This is a genomic window from Mesorhizobium sp. B4-1-3, assembly GCF_006439355.1.
Classification (GTDB): Bacteria; Pseudomonadota; Alphaproteobacteria; order Rhizobiales; family Rhizobiaceae; genus Mesorhizobium.
In genome coordinates, this window is the sequence record NZ_VFTG01000007.1 from 38875 (window position 1) to 57211 (window position 18337).

General features: G+C 63.9%; 20 protein-coding genes. 10 read left to right on the top strand and 10 right to left on the bottom strand.

The window, feature by feature from the left end:
• Positions 1-170: 170 nt before the first annotated feature.
• Together hutH and hutI are read right to left on the bottom strand one after the other, a co-directional pair.
• Positions 171-1706: a histidine ammonia-lyase gene (gene hutH, locus FJW06_RS11580; RefSeq protein WP_140751676.1), complete on the bottom strand. Its 1536-nt coding sequence runs from the start codon at positions 1704-1706 to the stop codon at positions 171-173.
• Positions 1703-2932, bottom strand: a complete 1230-nt coding sequence (gene hutI, locus FJW06_RS11585; protein WP_181178242.1) for an imidazolonepropionase — start codon at positions 2930-2932, stop codon at positions 1703-1705. Before hutI ends, hutH begins: the two co-directional genes overlap by 4 nt.
• 97 nt (positions 2933-3029) lie before the next feature.
• On the opposite strand from hutI, the gene FJW06_RS11590 reads away from it, so the two are divergent.
• Both FJW06_RS11590 and hutC read left to right on the top strand, forming a co-directional pair.
• Complete coding sequence (locus tag FJW06_RS11590; protein WP_140751680.1) at positions 3030-4385, top strand: formimidoylglutamate deiminase; 1356 nt, start codon at positions 3030-3032, stop codon at positions 4383-4385.
• A 13-nt stretch (positions 4386-4398) separates the two neighbouring features.
• Entirely contained in the window at positions 4399-5145 is a 747-nt protein-coding gene (gene hutC / locus FJW06_RS11595) for a histidine utilization repressor (protein ID WP_140751682.1), read from the top strand.
• Between the two features lie 10 nt (positions 5146-5155).
• Here the strand turns inward: hutC and FJW06_RS11600 are convergent, their stop codons facing one another.
• Positions 5156-5500, bottom strand: a complete 345-nt coding sequence (locus FJW06_RS11600) for a RidA family protein (protein WP_140751684.1) — start codon at positions 5498-5500, stop codon at positions 5156-5158.
• Positions 5501-5722: 222 nt separating this feature from the next.
• On the opposite strand from FJW06_RS11600, the gene aztA reads away from it, so the two are divergent.
• The 4 genes from aztA (at position 5723) to FJW06_RS11620 (ending at position 8879) form a co-directional block, all read left to right on the top strand.
• A complete protein-coding gene (gene aztA / locus FJW06_RS11605) occupies positions 5723-6541 on the top strand; it encodes a zinc ABC transporter ATP-binding protein AztA (RefSeq protein ID WP_140751687.1) in 819 nt (272 codons plus the stop codon).
• A complete protein-coding gene (gene aztB / locus FJW06_RS11610; protein WP_140751689.1) occupies positions 6541-7416 on the top strand; it encodes a zinc ABC transporter permease AztB in 876 nt (291 codons plus the stop codon). Before aztA ends, aztB begins: the two co-directional genes overlap by 1 nt.
• A 34-nt stretch (positions 7417-7450) precedes the next feature.
• Positions 7451-8392, top strand: a complete 942-nt coding sequence (gene aztC / locus FJW06_RS11615; protein WP_140751691.1) for a zinc ABC transporter substrate-binding protein AztC — start codon at positions 7451-7453, stop codon at positions 8390-8392.
• Positions 8393-8540: 148 nt separating this feature from the next.
• The gene (locus tag FJW06_RS11620) at positions 8541-8879 is read left to right on the top strand and encodes a TIGR01244 family sulfur transferase (RefSeq protein WP_140751693.1); all 339 of its coding nucleotides are present in this window, start codon (positions 8541-8543) and stop codon (positions 8877-8879) included.
• 63 nt (positions 8880-8942) lie between these two features.
• Here FJW06_RS11620 and FJW06_RS11625 read toward each other — a convergent pair whose 3' ends face one another.
• Entirely contained in the window at positions 8943-9410 is a 468-nt protein-coding gene (locus FJW06_RS11625; RefSeq protein ID WP_140751695.1) for an Lrp/AsnC family transcriptional regulator, read from the bottom strand.
• Between the two features lie 138 nt (positions 9411-9548).
• Here FJW06_RS11625 and hppD point away from each other — a divergent pair, with 138 nt between their 5' ends.
• The 3 genes from hppD to FJW06_RS11640 are packed head-to-tail and all read left to right on the top strand — an operon-like array spanning position 9549 to position 11318.
• A complete protein-coding gene (hppD, locus tag FJW06_RS11630) occupies positions 9549-10664 on the top strand; it encodes a 4-hydroxyphenylpyruvate dioxygenase (RefSeq protein ID WP_140751696.1) in 1116 nt (371 codons plus the stop codon).
• Between the two features lie 55 nt (positions 10665-10719).
• On the top strand, positions 10720-10947 hold the full coding sequence (locus FJW06_RS11635) for a type II toxin-antitoxin system prevent-host-death family antitoxin (protein ID WP_140751698.1): 228 nt from the start codon (positions 10720-10722) through the stop codon (positions 10945-10947).
• On the top strand, positions 10944-11318 hold the full coding sequence (locus FJW06_RS11640; protein ID WP_140751700.1) for a type II toxin-antitoxin system VapC family toxin: 375 nt from the start codon (positions 10944-10946) through the stop codon (positions 11316-11318). Before FJW06_RS11635 ends, FJW06_RS11640 begins: the two co-directional genes overlap by 4 nt.
• Here FJW06_RS11640 and FJW06_RS11645 read toward each other — a convergent pair whose 3' ends face one another.
• Genes FJW06_RS11645 through hmgA form a run of 4 tightly spaced genes read right to left on the bottom strand, consistent with a single transcriptional unit; the run spans position 11319 to position 15094 of the window.
• A complete protein-coding gene (locus FJW06_RS11645) occupies positions 11319-11858 on the bottom strand; it encodes a DinB family protein (protein WP_140751702.1) in 540 nt (179 codons plus the stop codon).
• 16 nt (positions 11859-11874) lie between these two features.
• A complete protein-coding gene (locus FJW06_RS11650; RefSeq protein ID WP_140751704.1) occupies positions 11875-12888 on the bottom strand; it encodes a fumarylacetoacetate hydrolase family protein in 1014 nt (337 codons plus the stop codon).
• Positions 12885-13784 carry an MBL fold metallo-hydrolase gene (locus FJW06_RS11655; protein ID WP_140751706.1) on the bottom strand — a complete coding sequence of 300 codons (900 nt, stop codon included), beginning with the start codon at positions 13782-13784 and terminating at the stop codon, positions 12885-12887. The genes FJW06_RS11650 and FJW06_RS11655 overlap by 4 nt, the downstream gene beginning before the upstream one ends.
• Complete coding sequence (hmgA, locus tag FJW06_RS11660) at positions 13781-15094, bottom strand: homogentisate 1,2-dioxygenase (protein ID WP_140751708.1); 1314 nt, start codon at positions 15092-15094, stop codon at positions 13781-13783. The genes FJW06_RS11655 and hmgA overlap by 4 nt, the downstream gene beginning before the upstream one ends.
• 131 nt (positions 15095-15225) lie before the next feature.
• Between hmgA and FJW06_RS11665 the strand changes: the two genes are divergently transcribed.
• Positions 15226-15669: a MarR family transcriptional regulator gene (locus FJW06_RS11665; RefSeq protein WP_140752076.1), complete on the top strand. Its 444-nt coding sequence runs from the start codon at positions 15226-15228 to the stop codon at positions 15667-15669.
• Positions 15670-15768: 99 nt separating this feature from the next.
• On the opposite strand, the gene tdh is transcribed toward FJW06_RS11665, so the two are convergent.
• Both tdh and FJW06_RS11675 read right to left on the bottom strand, forming a co-directional pair.
• Positions 15769-16803, bottom strand: coding sequence for an L-threonine 3-dehydrogenase (gene tdh / locus FJW06_RS11670; protein ID WP_112129838.1), 1035 nt, complete (start codon positions 16801-16803; stop codon positions 15769-15771).
• Positions 16804-16900: 97 nt separating this feature from the next.
• Complete coding sequence (locus tag FJW06_RS11675) at positions 16901-18088, bottom strand: glycine C-acetyltransferase (RefSeq protein ID WP_140751710.1); 1188 nt, start codon at positions 18086-18088, stop codon at positions 16901-16903.
• Positions 18089-18337 lie beyond the last annotated feature (249 nt).

Sequence of the window (18337 nt, forward strand, 5' to 3'; positions counted from 1 at the left end):
GGCATCTCCCCCTCTTAGGGGGAGATTGGCTGTCGCGCCGGTCTTCGCCAATCGCCTGCGTTGAAGGAAGAGCGGCGCCGAAGACGCTGCTGATCTCCACCCTAGAGGGGGAGATGGCCGGCAGGCCAGAGGGGGGCGCGAAGGAACGCGATCTATCCGGGAGAGCGCTCTCACGACGCAATCCCCGGCAGCTTGACAGCACCCGCCGCCTTCACCGCGGCGCCGCTGCGCACCATGGCGATCGCCTTTTCCATGTCGGGGTGGAAATGGCGGTCATTGTCGAGATGCGGGACCTCGGCCCGGACCAGCTTGCGCACCGCTTCCAGCGCTTCGCTCGACGCGAGCGGCGCGTGGAAGTCGCAACCTTGCGCGGCCGCTAGCAACTCAATGCCGATCACGGCGGTCGCATTCTCGACCATGCCGAGCAGCCTGCGCGCGCCGTGGGCGGCCATCGAGACGTGGTCTTCCTGGTTGGCCGAGGTCGGAATGGAATCGACGCTCGCCGGATAGGCCTTCTGCTTGTTTTCGGAGACAAGCGCAGCCGCGGTCACCTGCGGGATCATGAAGCCGGAGTTAAGGCCGGGCTTCGGCGTCAGGAAGGCCGGCATGCCGGAGAGCGCCGGGTCGACCAGCATGGCGATGCGACGCTCCGACAGCGAGCCGATCTCGCAGACGGCGAGCGCGATCATGTCGGCGGCGAAGGCGACCGGCTCGGCGTGGAAATTGCCGCCGGAAAGCGCGGTGTCGTCCTCGGCGAAGATCAGCGGATTGTCGGTGACGCCATTGGCTTCGGTCTCAAGCGTGTCGGCGGCCTTACGCAGCACGTCGAGCGCGGCACCCATCACCTGCGGCTGGCAGCGCAGGCAATACGGGTCCTGCACGCGCTCGTCGCCGACGCGGTGCGATTCGCGAATGGCGCTGCCCGCCATGAGATTGCGCAGCGCATCGGCCGTCTCGATCTGACCACGGTGTTTCCTCAACAGATGGATGCGCGGGTCGAAGGGAGCGTCGGAGCCCTTTGCCGCATCCGTCGAGAGCGCGCCGGCGACCAGCGCAGACTGGTAGAGCGTCTCGGCCTCGAACAGGCCAGCGAGCGCGAAAGCGGTCGAAAACTGCGTGCCGTTGAGCAGCGCCAGCCCCTCCTTGGCACCGAGCGTCACCGGCTCCAGCCCATGCGAGACGAAGGCAACCTTGGCCGGAAAGCGCCCATGCGGGGTAAAGCATTCGCCGACGCCGATCATGACGGCGGTCATGTGCGAGAGCGGCGCGAGGTCGCCGGAAGCGCCGACCGAGCCCTGCGCGGGCACGACCGGAATGACGTCGTTGGCGAGCATCCCTTGAAGCAGGTCGATGGTCTCGGCGCGCACGCCGGAGGCGCCCTGGGCAAGGCTGGCAAGCTTGAGCGCCATCATCAGCCGCACCACGGCGACCGGCATCGGCTCGCCGACGCCCGCGGCATGCGACAGCACGATATTGCGCTGCAGCGTTTCGAGATCGTCGGCCGGAATGCGGACGCTGGCGAGCTTGCCGAAGCCGGTGTTGATGCCATAGACCGGCTCGCCCTTGGCGAGGATGCGGGCCACCGCCTCGGCGCTGTCCCGGATCTTCGGCCGGCAGGCCTCATCGAGCGTCGGCACGGCGCCACGATAGATGGACCGCCAGTCGGCAAGCGTCGCGTTGCCGGGCGTCAGGATAAGTTCGGTCATTGTCCTCTCCAGATACGGGCATGGAGCGGATTGAAGCCCATGCGGTAGACGAGTTCGGCCGGGCGCTCGATGTCCCAGATGGCGAGATCGGCCGATTTGCCGGCTTCCAACGTGCCGGTCTGTTCCAGCAAGCCCAACGCGCGCGCGGCCTCGCGGGTGACGCCGGCGAGGCATTCGTCGACGGTCATGCCGAACAGCGTCGCGGCCATATTCATGGTAAGCAGGAGCGAGGTGAGCGGCGAGGTGCCGGGATTGCTGTCGGTAGCGACAGCCATCTTGACGCCGTGGCGGCGAAAAAGGTCGACCGGCGGTTTTTTCGTCTCGCGGATGAAGTAGTAGGCGCCGGGCAGGATGGTCGCCACGGTGCCGGCCTTCGCCATCGCGGCGGCGCCCTCCTCATCGGTGTATTCGAGATGGTCGGCCGACAGCGCGCCATAGCGAGCCGCAAGCGCCGCGCCATGCAGGTTGGAAAGCTGGTCGGCGTGGAGTTTCACCGGCAGGCCGAGCGCCTTGGCCTTGTCGAAGACGCGCGCCATCTGTTCGGACGAGAAGGCTATGCCTTCGCAAAAACCATCGACGGCGTCGGCGAGCTTTTCGGCGGCGACCTGCGGCAGGATGGTCTCGGCGATGAGATCGATGAACGCATCCTTATCGCCGTTGGCTTCCGGCGGCAGCGCATGCGCGGCAAGACAGGTCGTGCGGACCGTGACGGGGCGCTCGTCGGCCAGGCGGCGGGCGGCGCGCAGCGATTTCTTCTCGTTGTCGGCGTCGAGTCCATAGCCGGATTTGACCTCGACGGTGGTGACGCCTTCGGCGAGCAACGCGTCGAGACGCGGCAGCGTCTCAGCGACCAGTTCATCCTCGCTCGCTGCGCGCAGCGACTTGACCGAGGAGACAATGCCGCCGCCGGCGCGGGCCACTTCTTCATAGGTGGCGCCGGCCAGACGCATTTCGAATTCGTTGGCGCGGTTTCCCGCATAGACAAGGTGCGTGTGGCAATCGATCAGGCCGGGCGTGATCCAGCGTCCAACGCAATCGACGGTCTCGGCGCCCTGCCCGGCCGCGGCCGGTATCTCGGCCTCGGGGCCGGCATAAACGATCAGCCCGTCACGCGCGGCGACCGCGCCTTTTTCGACGATGCCGAGACCGACCGCCCCGTCAGCCATGGTCGCCAGGCGCGCATTGCGCCAGACCCGATGGCCGCTCTTCCCGTTTGCTCCACCCATCATCTTTTCCGTTTGCTTGGATACCGATTATGTATATACATATTGAAACGCGACGCAAGTGATAATGTGCCCTGGGCATTCAGATTCGGAGATGGACGTGACGGCGATCTTTGCGGAACAGGCGCTGCTGCCCGGCGGTTGGCAGGACAATGTCAGGATCGCTTTTAAGGATGGCCGCATCTCCTCAGTCGAGGTCGGCGCTTCGGCGCAGGCCGGCGACGAGCGGCATGCCATCGTCCTGCCGGGCATGCCCAACCTGCACAGCCATGCCTTCCAGCGCGGCATGGCGGGTTTGGCCGAATTGCGCGGCCCTTCGGCCGACAGTTTCTGGAGCTGGCGCGAGGTGATGTACCGCTTCGCGCTGTCGATGACGCCGGACCAGGTCGAGGCGGTGGCGGAGCAGCTCTATGTCGAAATGCTGGAGGCCGGCTTCTCGCGGGTGGGCGAATTCCATTACCTTCATCATGATCGCGACGGAAAGCCTTACGCCAATATCGCCGAGATGGCCGAGCGGATCACTGCGGCAGCCGCCGGCACCGGCATCGGGCTGACGCTGCTGCCTGTCTTCTATGCCCATTCGGCCTTCGGCGGCGCCGCTCCCAACGAAGGCCAGCGGCGATTCGTCAATGATGTCGAACGTTTCGGACGTCTGCTTGAGAAGGCCCGCGAGGGTGTTCGCTCATTGGAGCAGGCCGTCGTCGGCGTCGCGCCGCACAGCCTGCGCGCCGCAACGCCGGACGAGCTCAAGGCCGTCGCGGCCATGACGCCGAACGGGCCGATCCATATCCATGTCGCCGAACAGATTAAAGAAGTCGAGGACTGCGTTTCCTGGTCGGGCAAGCGTCCGGTCGAATTCCTGCTCGCCAACGCCAAGGTGGACAATCGCTGGTGCCTGATCCACGCCACGCATATGACAGAGACGGAAACGATCGCGATGGCCCGGACTGGCGCCATCGCCGGGCTTTGCCCGATCACCGAAGCCAATCTCGGCGACGGCACTTTCGCGGCGCCGCTCTTCATCGAACATGGCGGGCGCTTCGGCGTCGGCTCCGATTCCAATGTGCTGATCGGCCTGCCGGACGAGCTGAGGCAGCTCGAATATTCGCAGCGTCTCGCTCACCGCGCCCGCAATGTGCTGGCCCGCGCCGGCGGATCGACGGGGCGTGCCCTGTTCGATGCTTCGCTCGACGGCGGCAGCCAGGCGCTCGGCGCCGGTCCGGCGCAAATTGCCGCCGGCTCCCCTGCCGATCTCGTCTCGCTCGACCAAAATCATCCATCGCTCTCCGGCAAGACAGGCGATGCGATCCTCGACGCCTGGATTTTTGCCAATGGCAGCAAGGTCGATTGCGTCTGGGTGCATGGCAAGAAGCAGGTCAGCGGCGGCAGGCATGCGAAGCGCGATGCCATCGCCGCGCGGTTCCGCAAAGTCATGACCGCGCTGTCGCAAGGCTGAACAGGACCGTCCGATGAGCTTGGTCGAGACAGACGATGTCGAGGGCGGCGAGAACGTCTCGCTGCATCAGCGCATCCTGTCCGACATCCGCGAGAAGATCCTGTCGGGCGCCTGGGCGCCCGGGCATCGCATTCCCTTCGAGCACGAGCTGACGACTCAGTATAATTGCTCGCGCATGACGGTGAACAAGGCGCTGTCGCAATTGGCCAAGGCCGGACTCATCGAGCGCCGCCGCCGCTCCGGCAGTTTCGTGCGCCAGCCGCAGTCGCAGGCGGCGGTGCTGGAGCTGCACGACATCAGGATCGAGGTCGAGGCGCTGGGCCTGCCCTATCGTTATGAGCGGCTGGGGCGCCTCAAGCGGCGCAGCAGCGCGGAGGACCGCGCGCTGCTCGGGCTTGCCACGCCAGGGCCGGTGCTTGCGCTGGAAGGCCTGCATTTTGCCGGCGAACGGCCGTTCGCGCTTGAGCAGCGGCTGATCAATCTTTCAGCCGTGGCCGAGGCCGGCGAGGAAGAGTTCCTCGAGATCGCGCCCGGCCCCTGGCTGATCGGCCGTGTGCCATGGAGCGAGGCCGAGCACCGCATCCGCGCCATGGCCGCCGACGAGAACACCGCCGACGCGCTCGACATCGACGCGAGCGCGCCCTGCCTGGTGGTCGAGCGCCGCACGTGGAGCGCCGAGCACCCGGTGACGCATGTGCGGTTCATCTACCCGGCGGAGAGCCACACGCTGGTGGCGCGATTCACGCCTTCGCAGGGGTAACGCCGGCGCCTTACAGCGCCGCCGTCACGATGATCTCGACCAGATATTCCGGGCCGGCGAGCTTGGCTTCGCCGGTGGCGCGCGCCGGGGTGTGGCCCTGCGGCACCCACTTGTCCCATTCCGAGTTCATCTCGGCGAAAGTGCTCATGTCGGCCAGCCAGATGATCGCCTGGACGATCTTGGTCTTGTCGGTGCCGGCCTTGGCCAGCAATTCGTCGATGGTCTTGAGGATGTCGCGGGTCTGCGAAGCGACGTTGCCGCCGGGCTCGCCGACCTGGCCGGCCAGATAGACGGTGTTGCCGTGGATCACGATCTGGCTCATGCGCGGGCCGACATCGATGCGACGAATGCTCATTGCGAGGTTCCTTCGTTGTGGGAGTCGCTGCTCTTTAGAGTCCGGGCCGGCGCGGAGCAAGGCCGGCGGGCACGAAACCAATTGAGCCAATTGTCTTGTCCCTGCCCTTCCGTCTACACGGCGAGTTGACCGTGCCTGGCACAATTCCGCCGGATCGTCGTGTTGACTAATGTAATAACATCACATATCGACGGCATACTCGAATTCGCGGACCGACGTCTGATGACCAATGCCTGCCTGACCTTCCGCGACCTGACGCTCGGCTATGGCAGCCATCCGGCGATCCACCACCTCAACGGCATCGTCCGCAAAGGCTCGCTGACCGCGGTGGTCGGCGCCAATGGTTCGGGCAAATCGACGCTGATGAAGGGCATTGTCGGCGTGCTGAAGCCGATGGAAGGCGCCGTGGTCCGCATGCCGGGCGTCCGCACCGCCTATTTGCCGCAGCAGTCGGAACTCGACCGCTCGTTTCCGGCGCGCGTCGTCGATCTGGTATCGCTCGGCCTGTGGCCGAAGCGCGGCATGCTTGGCCGCTATACGAAAGAAGATCGCGAGTCAGTCAGCAAGGCGCTGATGGCGGTCGGGCTCGGCGGCTTCGAGAAGCGCCCGATCGACACGCTGTCGGGCGGCCAATTGCAGCGCACGCTGTTTGCCCGCGTGCTGTTGCAGGATGCCGACCTCATTCTGCTCGACGAGCCGTTCAACGCGGTCGATGCCAAGACCGTCGGCGACCTCATTCAGTTGATAAAGCGCTGGCATGGCGAGGAGCGCACGATCATGGTCGTGATTCACGACCTCGATCTGGTGCGGCAGAATTTCCCGGAAACGCTGCTGCTTGCCCGCCAGCCGGTGGCCTGGGGCGACACGAAGGAAGCGCTGCGGCCGGAAAACCTGCTCAAGGCGAGGCGCTTCCACGAGGCTTGGGAAGAGAACGCGCCATGGTGCGAGCCGAGCGGGCATGATCATGCCCATGACCATGGGCAGGACCATCATGATCATGCGCATGACCACCAGCATGGCTCCGGACCGAGGGCGGCGTGATGGATTTCCTCTACGGCCTGCTCATCGCGCCCTTTGCCGATTTCGCCTTCATGCAGCGGGCGCTGTTCGGCTCGCTGATGCTGTCGCTCGGCGCCTGCCCGGTCGGCGTCTTCCTGATGCTCAGGCGCATGAGCCTGTCGGGCGACGCGATGGCGCATGCGATCCTGCCGGGTGCTGCCGCCGGCTTCCTGCTCTACGGGCTCGAGATCCTGCCGATGACCGTCGGCGGGCTGATCGCCGGCATTATCGTCGCGCTCGGCGCTGGCGCCGTCTCTCGCTTCACCATCCAGCGCGAGGATGCCTCTATGGCGGCCTTCTATCTGATTTCGCTCGCGGTCGGCGTGCTGATGGTGTCGATCCGCGGCTCCAGCGTCGATCTCATGCATGTGCTGTTCGGCACGGTGCTGGCGCTCGACAACGAGGCGCTGATCCTGATCGGCGGCATCGTGGCGGTGACGCTCGCCTGCCTCGCCATCTTCTGGCGCGCGCTGGTCGCCGAATGCCTCGACCCGCTGTTCCTGCGCTCGGTAAGCCGCATGGGCAGCCCGGTGCATTTCATCTTCTTGGGCCTTGTCGTGCTTAACCTGGTCGGCGGTTTCCAGGCGCTGGGGACGCTGCTCTCGGTCGGGCTGATGATGCTGCCCGCCGCCGCCGCCCGCTTCTGGACGGTGCGCGTCGAACCGATGTGCGTGCTCGCCGTGCTGATCGGCTTTGCCTCCTGCATTGCCGGACTGCTTCTATCCTACCATGCGTCGCTACCCTCCGGCCCGGCGATCATCCTTTCGTCCGGCGTCGTCTATTTCTGCTCGATCCTGTTCGGCACGCGCGGTGTCCTGCGCGCACGCATCGTGCATCATCGGCACCGCACCGCCTAACCCTCATTCCCACCCTTAAAAGGAGACGTTGCCAATGCTGAAATCCTTCCGAGCCGCCCTGGCATTGAGCGTTATAACATTAAGCGCCTTCGCAACCTCGTCAGCCTTCGCGGCGCCGCTCAAGGTCGTGGCGAGTTTCACTGTGATTGCCGACTTCGCGAAAAATGTCGGCGGCGACCGGGTCAACATCACCACCATCGTGGGGCCGGATGGCGACGCGCACGTCTATGAGCCGAGTCCGGCCGATGCGGTGGCGATGGCCAAGGCAGACGTCGTGCTGGTCAACGGGCTGCATTTCGAAGGCTTCCTGCAGCGCCTGGTCGATGCCAGCGCCACCAAGGCCGCAATCGTGACGCTGACAAAGGGGGTCATCCCGATCGACTTCAAGCCGGAATTCGCCGATGCGGATGCCGCCCAAGGCGCCGGCACCGGTGGCGGCAAGACCGTCACCGATCCGCATGCCTTCCAGTCGATCGCCAACGCCAAGATCTATGTCAAGAACATCGCCGAGGCGTTCTGCGCGGCCGACAGCGAAGGCTGCGACAGCTACAAGGCCAATGCCGCCGCCTACACCACCAAGCTCGATGCGCTGGAAGGCGAAGTGAAGGCGGCAATCCAGTCGATCCCGGAAGCCAAGCGCGTCGTCATCACCTCGCATGACGCCTTCGGCTATTTCGAGCATGAATACGGGCTGACCTTCCTCGCGCCGCAAGGCATCTCGACCGATTCCGAGCCGTCCGCCGCGGACGTCGCCAAGCTCGTGGAGCAGGTCGAGCAGGACAAGGCGGCCGCGATCTTCATCGAGAACATCACCAACCCGAGACTGATCGAGCAGATCGCCGGCGAGACCGGCATCAAGGTCGGCGGCACGCTCTATTCAGACGCGCTGTCGGGATCGGACGGCCCGGCCTCGACCTATATCGACATGATGCACAACAACATCACGCAGATCAAAGGCGCGATCCTGGGAAGCTGAGCGACGCGGCATCCAACAGGGCCGACACCGGCCCGGTTGGATTTTTCGATCGGTCGTCGCTATTTGGCAGGGAATTCCTTCGACGCGGATTGCCGCCCCTCTCCTGGAGTGGCAAGACTGCCGCCAAAGAGATCGCGAGGACGACACCATGGAATACCGCCAGATCAGCGACGACTATTCGGTCTCCGGCCAAATCCAGCCCGAGGATATCGCCGCCATCAAGGAAGCCGGCTTCAAAAGCGTGATCTGCAACCGGCCGGACGACGAGCAGCCGGGCCAGCCTTCGGCCGGGAGCGTCCAGGCCGCGGCCGAGGCGGCCGGGCTTGCCTTCCGCTACATTCCGGTGATCAGCGGCCAGATCACCATGGACAATGTCGAGGACCAGGCTGCCGCGCTCGACGAGCTCGAAGGCCCGGTGTTCGCCTACTGCCGCTCCGGCGCGCGCTGCACCAACCTTTATGGGCTGATCCAGCAGCAGCGGGGTTGAGGAGCACCGTAAGCGCAGGAAGCCGCCATTTGCAGGCCGGCCTCACCTGGATATCGGCACACTTTAAATCGGCAGCGCGCCGGTTTCCTTGAGCGTCTCCAGTACGATCGCGGTCTTCACATGCTGCACGGATTCGTGCGGCAGCAAAACGCCGTTGACGAACTCCGACAGTGACTTCAGGTCGGGCGTCACCACCTTCAGGATATAGTCCATCTCGCCGGTCAGCGCATGCGCCTCCTGCACCTCGGGCAACCGGGCCACCAGCTCGCCGAAGCGGCGGGCATTGTCGCGGTTGTGGGTGGCCAGGGTCACCGAGATGACGTTGACCAGCGAAAAGCCCAGGCGATCGCGGTCGAGCACGGCGCAATAACCTCTGATATAGCCGTCCTCTTCCAACCGCTGGCGGCGGCGCGAGCACTGCGAGGGCGACAGGTTCACACGCTCCGAAAGATCGTTGTTGGTGAAGCGCGCATCCTCTTGCAGAAGCGCCATTATTTTGCGGTCAAATTGATCAGGACGCGCGTTATCCATGAATATTCCTCCATCTATACACAATTTGCGCACATCCTGACCATTTCAAGCGGTTGAATGCAAGCACCGTGCGACTGCTCCGCGCTATGATGATAGAAGATGGCCAAGCCCGGCCGCACAGCTTTCGGAGGAATTGCCATGGGCCCCTTCCCGCACGACGCCCCACCCGCGAAAATCAACAAGCAAAACCCGGCCGGCACCGACGGCTTCGAGTTCGTCGAATTCGCGCATCCGGAGCCCGCCAAGCTCGCCGAACTCTTCACCCGCATGGGCTACGTCGCGGTGGCGAAGCACCGCAGCAAGGACATCACCGTCTGGCGTCAGGGCGACATCAACTATGTCGTCAATGCCGAGCCCGGCTCGCATGCGATGAAGTTCGTCGAGAAGCACGGCCCCTGCGCCGCTTCGATGGCGTGGCGCGTGGTCGATGCCAAGCATGCCTTCGACCATGCCGTCTCAAAGGGTGCCACACCCTACGAGGGCACCGACAAGGCGCTCGACGTGCCGGCGATCGTCGGCATCGGCGGCTCGCTAATCTATTTCATCGAGGCCTATGGCGAGAAGGGTTCGGCCTATGACGCCGAGTGCGAGTGGCTGGGCGAGCGAGACCCCAACCCCGAAGGCGTCGGCTTCTACTTCCTCGACCACCTCACCCACAATGTCTATCGCGGCCACATGGACAAATGGTGGGATTTCTATCGCGACCTGTTCGGCTTCAAGCAGATCCATTTCTTCGATATCGACGGCAAGATCACCGGTCTTGTCAGCCGCGCCATCACCTCGCCCTGCGGCAAGATCCGCATTCCGCTCAACGAATCCAAGGACGAGACCAGCCAGATCGCCGAATATCTGAAGAAGTACAATGGCGAGGGCATCCAGCATATCGCGGTCGGCACCGACGCGATCTACGAGGCGACCGACAAGCTTGCCGCCAACGGGTTGAAGTTCATGCCCGGCCCGCCCGACACCTATTACGAGATGTCGCATGAGCGCGTGCACGGTCATGACGAGCCGATCGAGCGCATGAAGAAGCACGGCATCCTGATCGACGGCGAAGGCGTGGTCGATGGCGGCATGACCAAAATACTGCTGCAGATATTCTCCAAGACAGTGATCGGCCCGATCTTCTTCGAATTCATCCAGCGCAAGGGCGACGAAGGTTTTGGCGAGGGCAATTTCCGCGCGCTGTTCGAGTCGATCGAGCAGGACCAGATCAAGCGCGGCGTGATCAAGCTGGACGGCAAGGCGGCTTAGACCTGCTTGCGGCTCGACCTCTTATGACCTAAATTCTGGTCATAAGAGGTCGCCCATGAACATTCCGATGGCAAAAGCCAAGGCACAGCTTTCCGAACTGGTGAAACGTGCCCAGGCCGGCGAAAAGATAAATCTGACAAAGCATGGAGAGGTTGTTGCGACCTTGAGCGCTCCCGTTCGGGCTGGCGGGAGCAAAAGCCTGTTTGGGGCGCTGAAAGGCCAAATCTGGATAGCGGACGATTTTGATGAACTCGGTCCCGAATGGGACGAGTATATTAAATGAGCCCAAGATATCTGGTCGACACTCACATTCTGCTTTGGGTGCTCAACGCGGATTCACGTCTGTCGGACCACCACCGTGACATTTTTCTGGCCGGCAAGGACGTGATCGTCAGCGCCATCTCGGTGGCCGAGATCGCCATCAAGAAGTCGCTCGGCAAGATCACGCTCACCGCCAATATCATCGACATCCTGCGATCGAACGGAATTCCAATTCTAGGCGTGAACGAACTGCATGCGGCGAGGCTTGAACAGCTGCCGCTCCATCACCGCGATCCCTTTGACCGTCTGCTGATCGCACAGGCTCAACTCGAAGGCCTGACCCTGCTCACTGCGGATCGGCATTTTTCGGCCTATGATGTCGCGCTGGCTTGATCATTCCAGCCCAAGCCGCTCGACCTCGTCCTTCCTCAGCTTGACGTCGTAATCCAGCAAAAACTCATCCAGCTGTGGCGGCGGAACGGATGTGCCGGAGAGCATCGCATGCACCTGGCCGCGATGGTGGATGTCGTGCAGGAAGACATGGGCGAGAATGTCGCCGATCCTTTCGGGAATCATGCCGTCCTGGCGCCGGTCGGTAATGACGCGGCGGTCGAGATCGGCTTCGGAGAGGCCATCGCAGAAAGCAATCAGCCTGCGGTCGAAATCGGCCTGTGCCGCCGCCAGGCTTGCCGCATCGTCGAACGGTATGAAGTCGTCATAGGCCGAAGCGCCAAGACCACCCTCGGTCAGGAAATCGAGATAGAGAAGGTCGACCGCCAGAATGTGGTTGAGCGTCTCCCTGATCGACGGGAAGAAGCTGACGCGCCCGGCCTCGAACTCGCCCGGCTGGAGCGCGAGCACGGCACGGTAGAGCCGGTCGTTCGACCAGAGATTATTGCGGGCCATGCGGCGCAGGTGATCGAGCAGGGTCACCGTCGGGTTCTCCCCCTCACCCCTGGTATTTCTCGACCTTCTGTTCGATGGCGCCGAAGATCGAACGGCCGGTTCTGTCTTTCATCTCGATGCGCACCGTGTCGCCGAAACGCAGGAAAGGCGTCTTCGGTTCGCCGGACTCTATGGTCTCGATCATGCGCAGCTCGGCGATGCAGGAATAGCCGGCGCCGCCCGCCGAGACCGGTTTGCCCGGCCCACCGTCGAGCTTGTTGGAAACGGTGCCCGAGCCGATGATGGTGCCGGCGGCAAGTGGCCGTGTCTTCGCGGCATGCACGATCAGCGCCGGGAAATCGAAGGTCATATCAACGCCGGCATTGGCGCGGCCAAAGGGCTTGCCGTTGAGGTCGACGAGCAGCGCGAGGTTGACCTTGCCGCCGTCCCAGGCCTCGCCAAGTTCGTCGGGCGTGACCGCTACCGGTGAGAAAGCCGAAGACGGTTTCGACTGGAAGAAGCCGAAGCCTTTGGCCAGTTCCGGCCCGGTGATGGCGCGCAACGTGACATCGTTGACCAGCATGACAAGGCGGATCGCCTCCCTCGCCGCGTCCAGCCCAGCGCCCATCGGCATATCGTCGACAATGACGGCAACTTCCGCCTCCATATCGATGCCGAAGGCCTCGTCCGCCATGCGGATCGGGTCGCGCGGCGCAATGAAGGAGTCCGAGCCGCCCTGGTAGATCAGCGGGTCGGTCCAGAAGCTCGCCGGCATCTCGGCGCCGCGCGCTTTGCGCACCAGCTCGACATGGTTCACATAGGCAGAGCCGTCCGCCCATTGATAGGCGCGCGGCAGCGGCGAATGGGCATTGTGTTCATGGAAGCGCTCCGACGGTACCGCGTTGGTCTCAAGCGATTCCGCCAACGTCGCGAGATGCGGGGCAATGCGGCGCCAGTCGTCCAGCGCGGCCTGCAGCGTCGGCACAAGGAAGGAGGCGTCGGTGGACCGCGTCAGATCGCGCGAGACCACGACCAGCTTCCCGTCGCGCGTCCCGTTCTTCAGTGTGGCAAGCTTCATGCGGTTTCCTCTCCTGACGCGGCGTGTTCGCCGCTTAGCGGTACAACAAGGCCGTCGCGGGCAATCGTCAAGTCGCCGGCCCAAGTTTTCCTGACGGCGTCGATCCAGTCGGCTTCGCCGATCACCGGATCGTCGGCTGGAATGAGATGGTTGAGGACAAGCCGCTTCACCCCGGCATTGCTGGCGATGCGGCCTGCTTCGTCGGCAAAACTGTGGCTGGCCAAGAGATGTTCGCGCAGCCGCGCGCCGTTGCCGGTCCTGGCGACCAGCCTTTCCACGCCATCCGCGAGCATGGCTTCGTGGACGAGGATGTTGGCGCTGCGCGCAAACTCAGCCAGCGGCGGAAACAAGGCGGTGTCGGCGGAAAACACCACGCTCTTGCCGCCCTGCTCGAAACGCAGCGCAAAACAGTCGGTGACCGGCGGATGATCGACACGCAACGTCGTCACCGTCAGGCCGCCGTCCTCCAGGACCAGCCCTTCACCGAACTCCTCGACCGAGACGAGGTCGCGGATGTCCGGCCTGCCCTCGTCGACGATGCGGATCTCGATGTCGAACTCCATCGCCTGGCAGAAGCGTTGCCAGTAATGGCCGGTGCCAGGTGGGCCGTAAACGGTTACCGGCGCCGCCAGACCAGCGGTCCAGGCGGTGTGGATCAGCGGCCCGAGTTCCAGAACGTGGTCCGAATGAAGGTGCGTGACGAAGATCCGGTCGAGCGCCTTCAGGCTTATGCCGGCATCGACCATGCCGCGCGTGACGCCCAGCCCGCAATCAACAACGATGGTGCGCCCGCCGATTGCGAGCAGCGACGAACTCGGCCAAGGTCCGCCCGGCCGGACTGCCGGGCCGCCCTTGGAGCCGAGCAGGACGAGCCGATCCACGTTTTCGGCACTCAAGACCAATCACCTTCCGGCGTGCCGTTAAACCGCTTCTTCAGATCGGCCCAACAGTCGATATAGTTCTCCTGCAAGCTGCCGAGCTCGGCGGCGTAGCGCGTCAGCATCTGCGGAAAGCGCGTCTCGAACATGAAAGCCATGGTGTGGTCGAGCTTCACCGGCTTCAGCTCCGCGCGGGTGGCTTTCTCAAAGCCCGACGCGTCCGGCCCATGCGCCAGCATCTGGTTGTGCAGGCTGATGCCGCCGGGGACAAAGCCTTCTTCCTTGGCGTCGTACTGGCCGTGGATCAGGCCCATGAACTCGCTCATGATGTTGCGGTGGTACCAGGGCGGCCTGAACGTATTTTCCGCCACCAGCCAGCGCGGCGGGAAGATGACGAAGTCGACATTGGCCGTGCCCTCCTCGCCGCTCGGCGCCGTCAGCACGGTGAAGATCGATGGGTCGGGGTGGTCGAACAGGATGGCGCCGACGGGGGAAAACGTCGCCAGATCATATTTGTAGGGCGCGTAGTTGCCGTGCCACGCGACGACGTCGAGCGGCGAATGGCCGAGCTCGGTGACATGGAAGGTGCCGCACCATTTGACGGTCAGGCGGCATGGCGTCTCCTTTTCCTCGAACCAGGCGCAGGGCGTCTTGAAGTCGCGTGGATTGGCCAGGCAGTTGGCGCCGATCGGTCCTCGATCGGGCATGGTGAACTTGGCGCCATAGTTCTCGCAGACATAGCCGCGCGCTTCCTTGTCGGCGAGCTCGACCTTGAAGACGAGGCCGCGTGGCAGAACCGCGATCTCGCCAGGCCGAAGCTCGATGACACCCATCTCGGTGACGAAACGCAGCGCGCCGACCTGCGGCACGACCAGCAACTCGCCATCGGCATTGAAGAAATGGTCGTCTACCATCGAGCGATTGGCGACATAGACATGCGCGGCCATGCCGGACTGGCCGACCGCATCGCCGGCCGTGGTGAAGGTGCGCATGCCGGAAATGAAGTCGGTCGGCTCGGAAGGCATCGGCGTCGGGTTCCATCTATATTGGCCGAGCGCCAACTCATGGTCGCCGATGTTGGGGCCGGTCTTCCACAAAGGGTAGCTCGCGCCCTTGAAGCGGCCGGTGTGCTTGACGCTCGGGCGGATGCGGTAGAGCCAGGAGCGCTCGTTGGTGCCGCGCGGCGCGGTGAAGGGCGAGCCGGACAGTTGCTCGGCATAGAGACCATAGGCCGGCCGCTGCGGCGAGTTCCGGCCCTGCGGCAGCGATCCGGGCAGCGTCTCGGTCTCGAAATCATTGCCGAAGCCCGGCATGTAGGAAAAGGCCATCCGATCCTCCCTGATCCCGGCTTGCAAGCGCCCGGAGGCGCGGCCTGCCGACGATGTTGACCAAACTGGTTTCATTTGTAACCATCGAAAATGTAACTATCAACGGCCGCGCTGCATCCCAGGAGCGCTTCATGGAACCGGATATCCTCGAGCTGGAAAGCTTCCTGCCTTACCGGCTCTACCGGTTGGCGGACACTGTCAGCCGCGAGTTCTCGCGCATCTACAGGGAGCGCCACGGTCTGACGCGGCCGGAATGGCGCACGCTCTCAGGCCTCGGCCAGTATGGCACGATGACGGCCACGGAGCTCGGCGAGCAATCGGCCATGCACAAGACCAAGGTATCGCGGGCGGTGGCGGAGTTGGAACGGCGTAGGTGGTTGACGCGGACGCAAGATGAGAATGATCGCCGCGTCGAACACCTCGCCCTGACCAAGACGGGTTTATCCGCCTATCGCGAAATGGTGCCGCTGGCGAAGGCGTTTGAAAGGGAGCTGCTGGGGAAGCTGAGCGAGCAGGAGCGGGCGGCGATTGTCAGCGGGGTGGCGGCGCTGGAAGAGGCTTTGGCGAGAAAGTAGATGAAGGCTGCCGGGACAGCGCCCCCCTCTGTCCTGCCGGACATCTCCCCCTCTTGAGGGGAGAGGGGGCGAAGGAACTCGACATCTCTCCAGAGGCTCTCACCAATCCATCACAACCTTCCCAGAACTCCCACTCCGCATCGCGTCGAATCCAGCCTGAAAATCGTCGATGCCGATCCGATGCGTGATCAGCCCCGATACGTCCAGCGGCCCCTGCACGAGGGCGATCATCTTGTACCAAGTCTCGAACATCTCGCGGCCGTAGATGCCTTTGAGATGCAGCATCTTGAAGATGACCTTGTTCCAGTCGATCTCGAAGCCGGTGGGCGCGATGCCGAGGATGGCGATCTTGCCGCCATTGTTCATGGTGTCGATCATGTCGCGAAAGGCGGGGGCGGCGCCCGACATCTCCAGGCCGACGTCGAAGCCTTCGCTCATGCCGATCGACGGCATGACGTCGCGCAGCTTTTCCTTCGAGGCGTCGACAACGTGCTGGACGCCGAGTTTTCGCGCCAGATCGAGGCGGACCGGATTGATGTCGGTGATGACGACCTTGCGCGCGCCGACGCATTGCGCCACCAGCGCGCCCATGATGCCGATCGGTCCGGCGCCGGTGACCAGCACATCCTCGCCGACCAGATCGAAGGACAAGGCGGTGTGAACGGCATTGCCCAGCGGATCGAAGATAGCGGCGATCTCGTCCGGCACGTCGTCGGGTATCGGCACGACATTGTGCTGCGGGATCGCCATGTACTCGCCGAAGGCGCCGGGACGGTTGACGCCGACGCCCAGCGTGTTGCGGCACAGATGCCCCCTGCCCGCGCGGCAATTGCGGCAGTGTCCGCAGACGATGTGGCCCTCGCCCGAGACGCGCTGGCCGACCTTGTATTCGGTGACCGCCGCACCGAAATCGGCAACGGTGCCGACGAATTCGTGGCCGGTCACCATCGGCACCGGTACCGTCTTCTGCGCCCACTGGTCCCAATTGTAGATGTGGACGTCGGTGCCGCAGATCGCGGTCTTCTTGACCTTGATCAGCACGTCGTTGGGGCCGATCTCCGGCACCGGCACCTCTTCCATCCAGATGCCCGGCTCGGCTTTAGCCTTCACCAGCGCCTTCATCATGTTCGACATCAGGATCTCCCAATGGCTTGGAGGCTTGCGTTCCTTCGCGCCCCTCTCCGTCCGGCCGGACAGAGGGCGGCGCCGTAGAGCGAAGACATCTGCAAATTCACCCCACTACACCGAGTTCGCGCCCGACCTCGCCGAACGCCTCGACCGCCCGATCGATGTCGGCGCTGGAATGGGCGGCCGACATCTGCGTGCGGATGCGCGCCTGGCCCTTCGGCACCACCGGGAAGGAGAAGCCGATGACGTAGATGCCGCGCTTCAGCATGCGCGCCGCCATCTCCTGCGCCAGCGCCGCGTCGCCCAGCATCACCGGAATGATCGGATGATCGGCGCCGGCCAACGTGAAGCCCAGCTTGCGCATCTTGGAGCGGAACCGGTCCGCATTGGCATATAGGCGCTCACGCAGCGCATCGCCATGGCGGATCAGGTCGAACACCTTAATCGACGCACCAGCGATCGCCGGCATCAGCGTGTTGGAGAAAAGATAGGGCCGCGAACGCTGGCGCAGCCAGTCGACCACCTGGCTCTTGCCCGACGTATAGCCGCCCGAGGCGCCGCCCAGCGCCTTGCCCAGCGTGCCGGTGATGATGTCCACCCTGCCCTCGACGCCGCAATGCTCGGCCGAGCCGCGGCCGTTCCTGCCGACGAAGCCGACCGCATGGCTGTCGTCGACCATGACCATAGCGTCGTATTTCTCGGCGAGATCGCACACGCCTTGCAGATTGGCGATGATGCCGTCCATCGAGAACACGCCGTCGGTGGCGATCAGCCGGAAGCGGCAGTCCTTCGCCTCCTTCAGGCGGGCTTCGAGATCGGTCATGTCATTGTTGGCGTAGCGGAAGCGCCTGGCCTTGGAGAGCCTGACGCCATCGATGATCGAGGCGTGATTCAGCGCGTCGGAGATGATTGCGTCCTTCTCGCCGAGCAGCGTCTCGAACAGGCCGCCATTGGCGTCGAAGCAGGAAGAGTAAAGGATGGTGTCCTCCATGCCGAGGAAGGAGGAGATCGTCGCCTCGAGTTCCTTGTGCTCCTCCTGCGTGCCGCAGATGAAGCGCACCGAGGCCATGCCGTAGCCGTAGCGGTCGAGCGCGCGCTTCGCCGCGCCGCGCAGATCCGGACTGTCGGCAAGGCCGAGATAGTTGTTGGCGCAGAAATTCAGCACCTTCTGGCCAGCGACCTCGATCTCGGCGGACTGCATGGAGGAAATGATCCGCTCCGATTTGTATAACCCTGCCGATTTCAGGCCCTGGAGCTCGCTGTCGATATGGGAAAGGAATGCTTTGCTCATGGTCCGGCCCTGTTCGGTTCGAGGCCGGACTGTCGCGCCATGGCTGCAAAAAATCCATCGCAAAAGCGACCGCTTCGGTGGCGTCGCGAAAGTCCGGTCATGGTCCTTAGCGACGATGCGTGCAAAATGCAGTGTGCGGGAAAGGACGTGATAACCATTTTGTGAGCTTTGCCGCGCCGCCGCGATCGCCGCCAGCCTCCCTTGCCAAGCTGTTAACCCTTTCAGGGCAAGCGTTTTCCCGCCACGAGC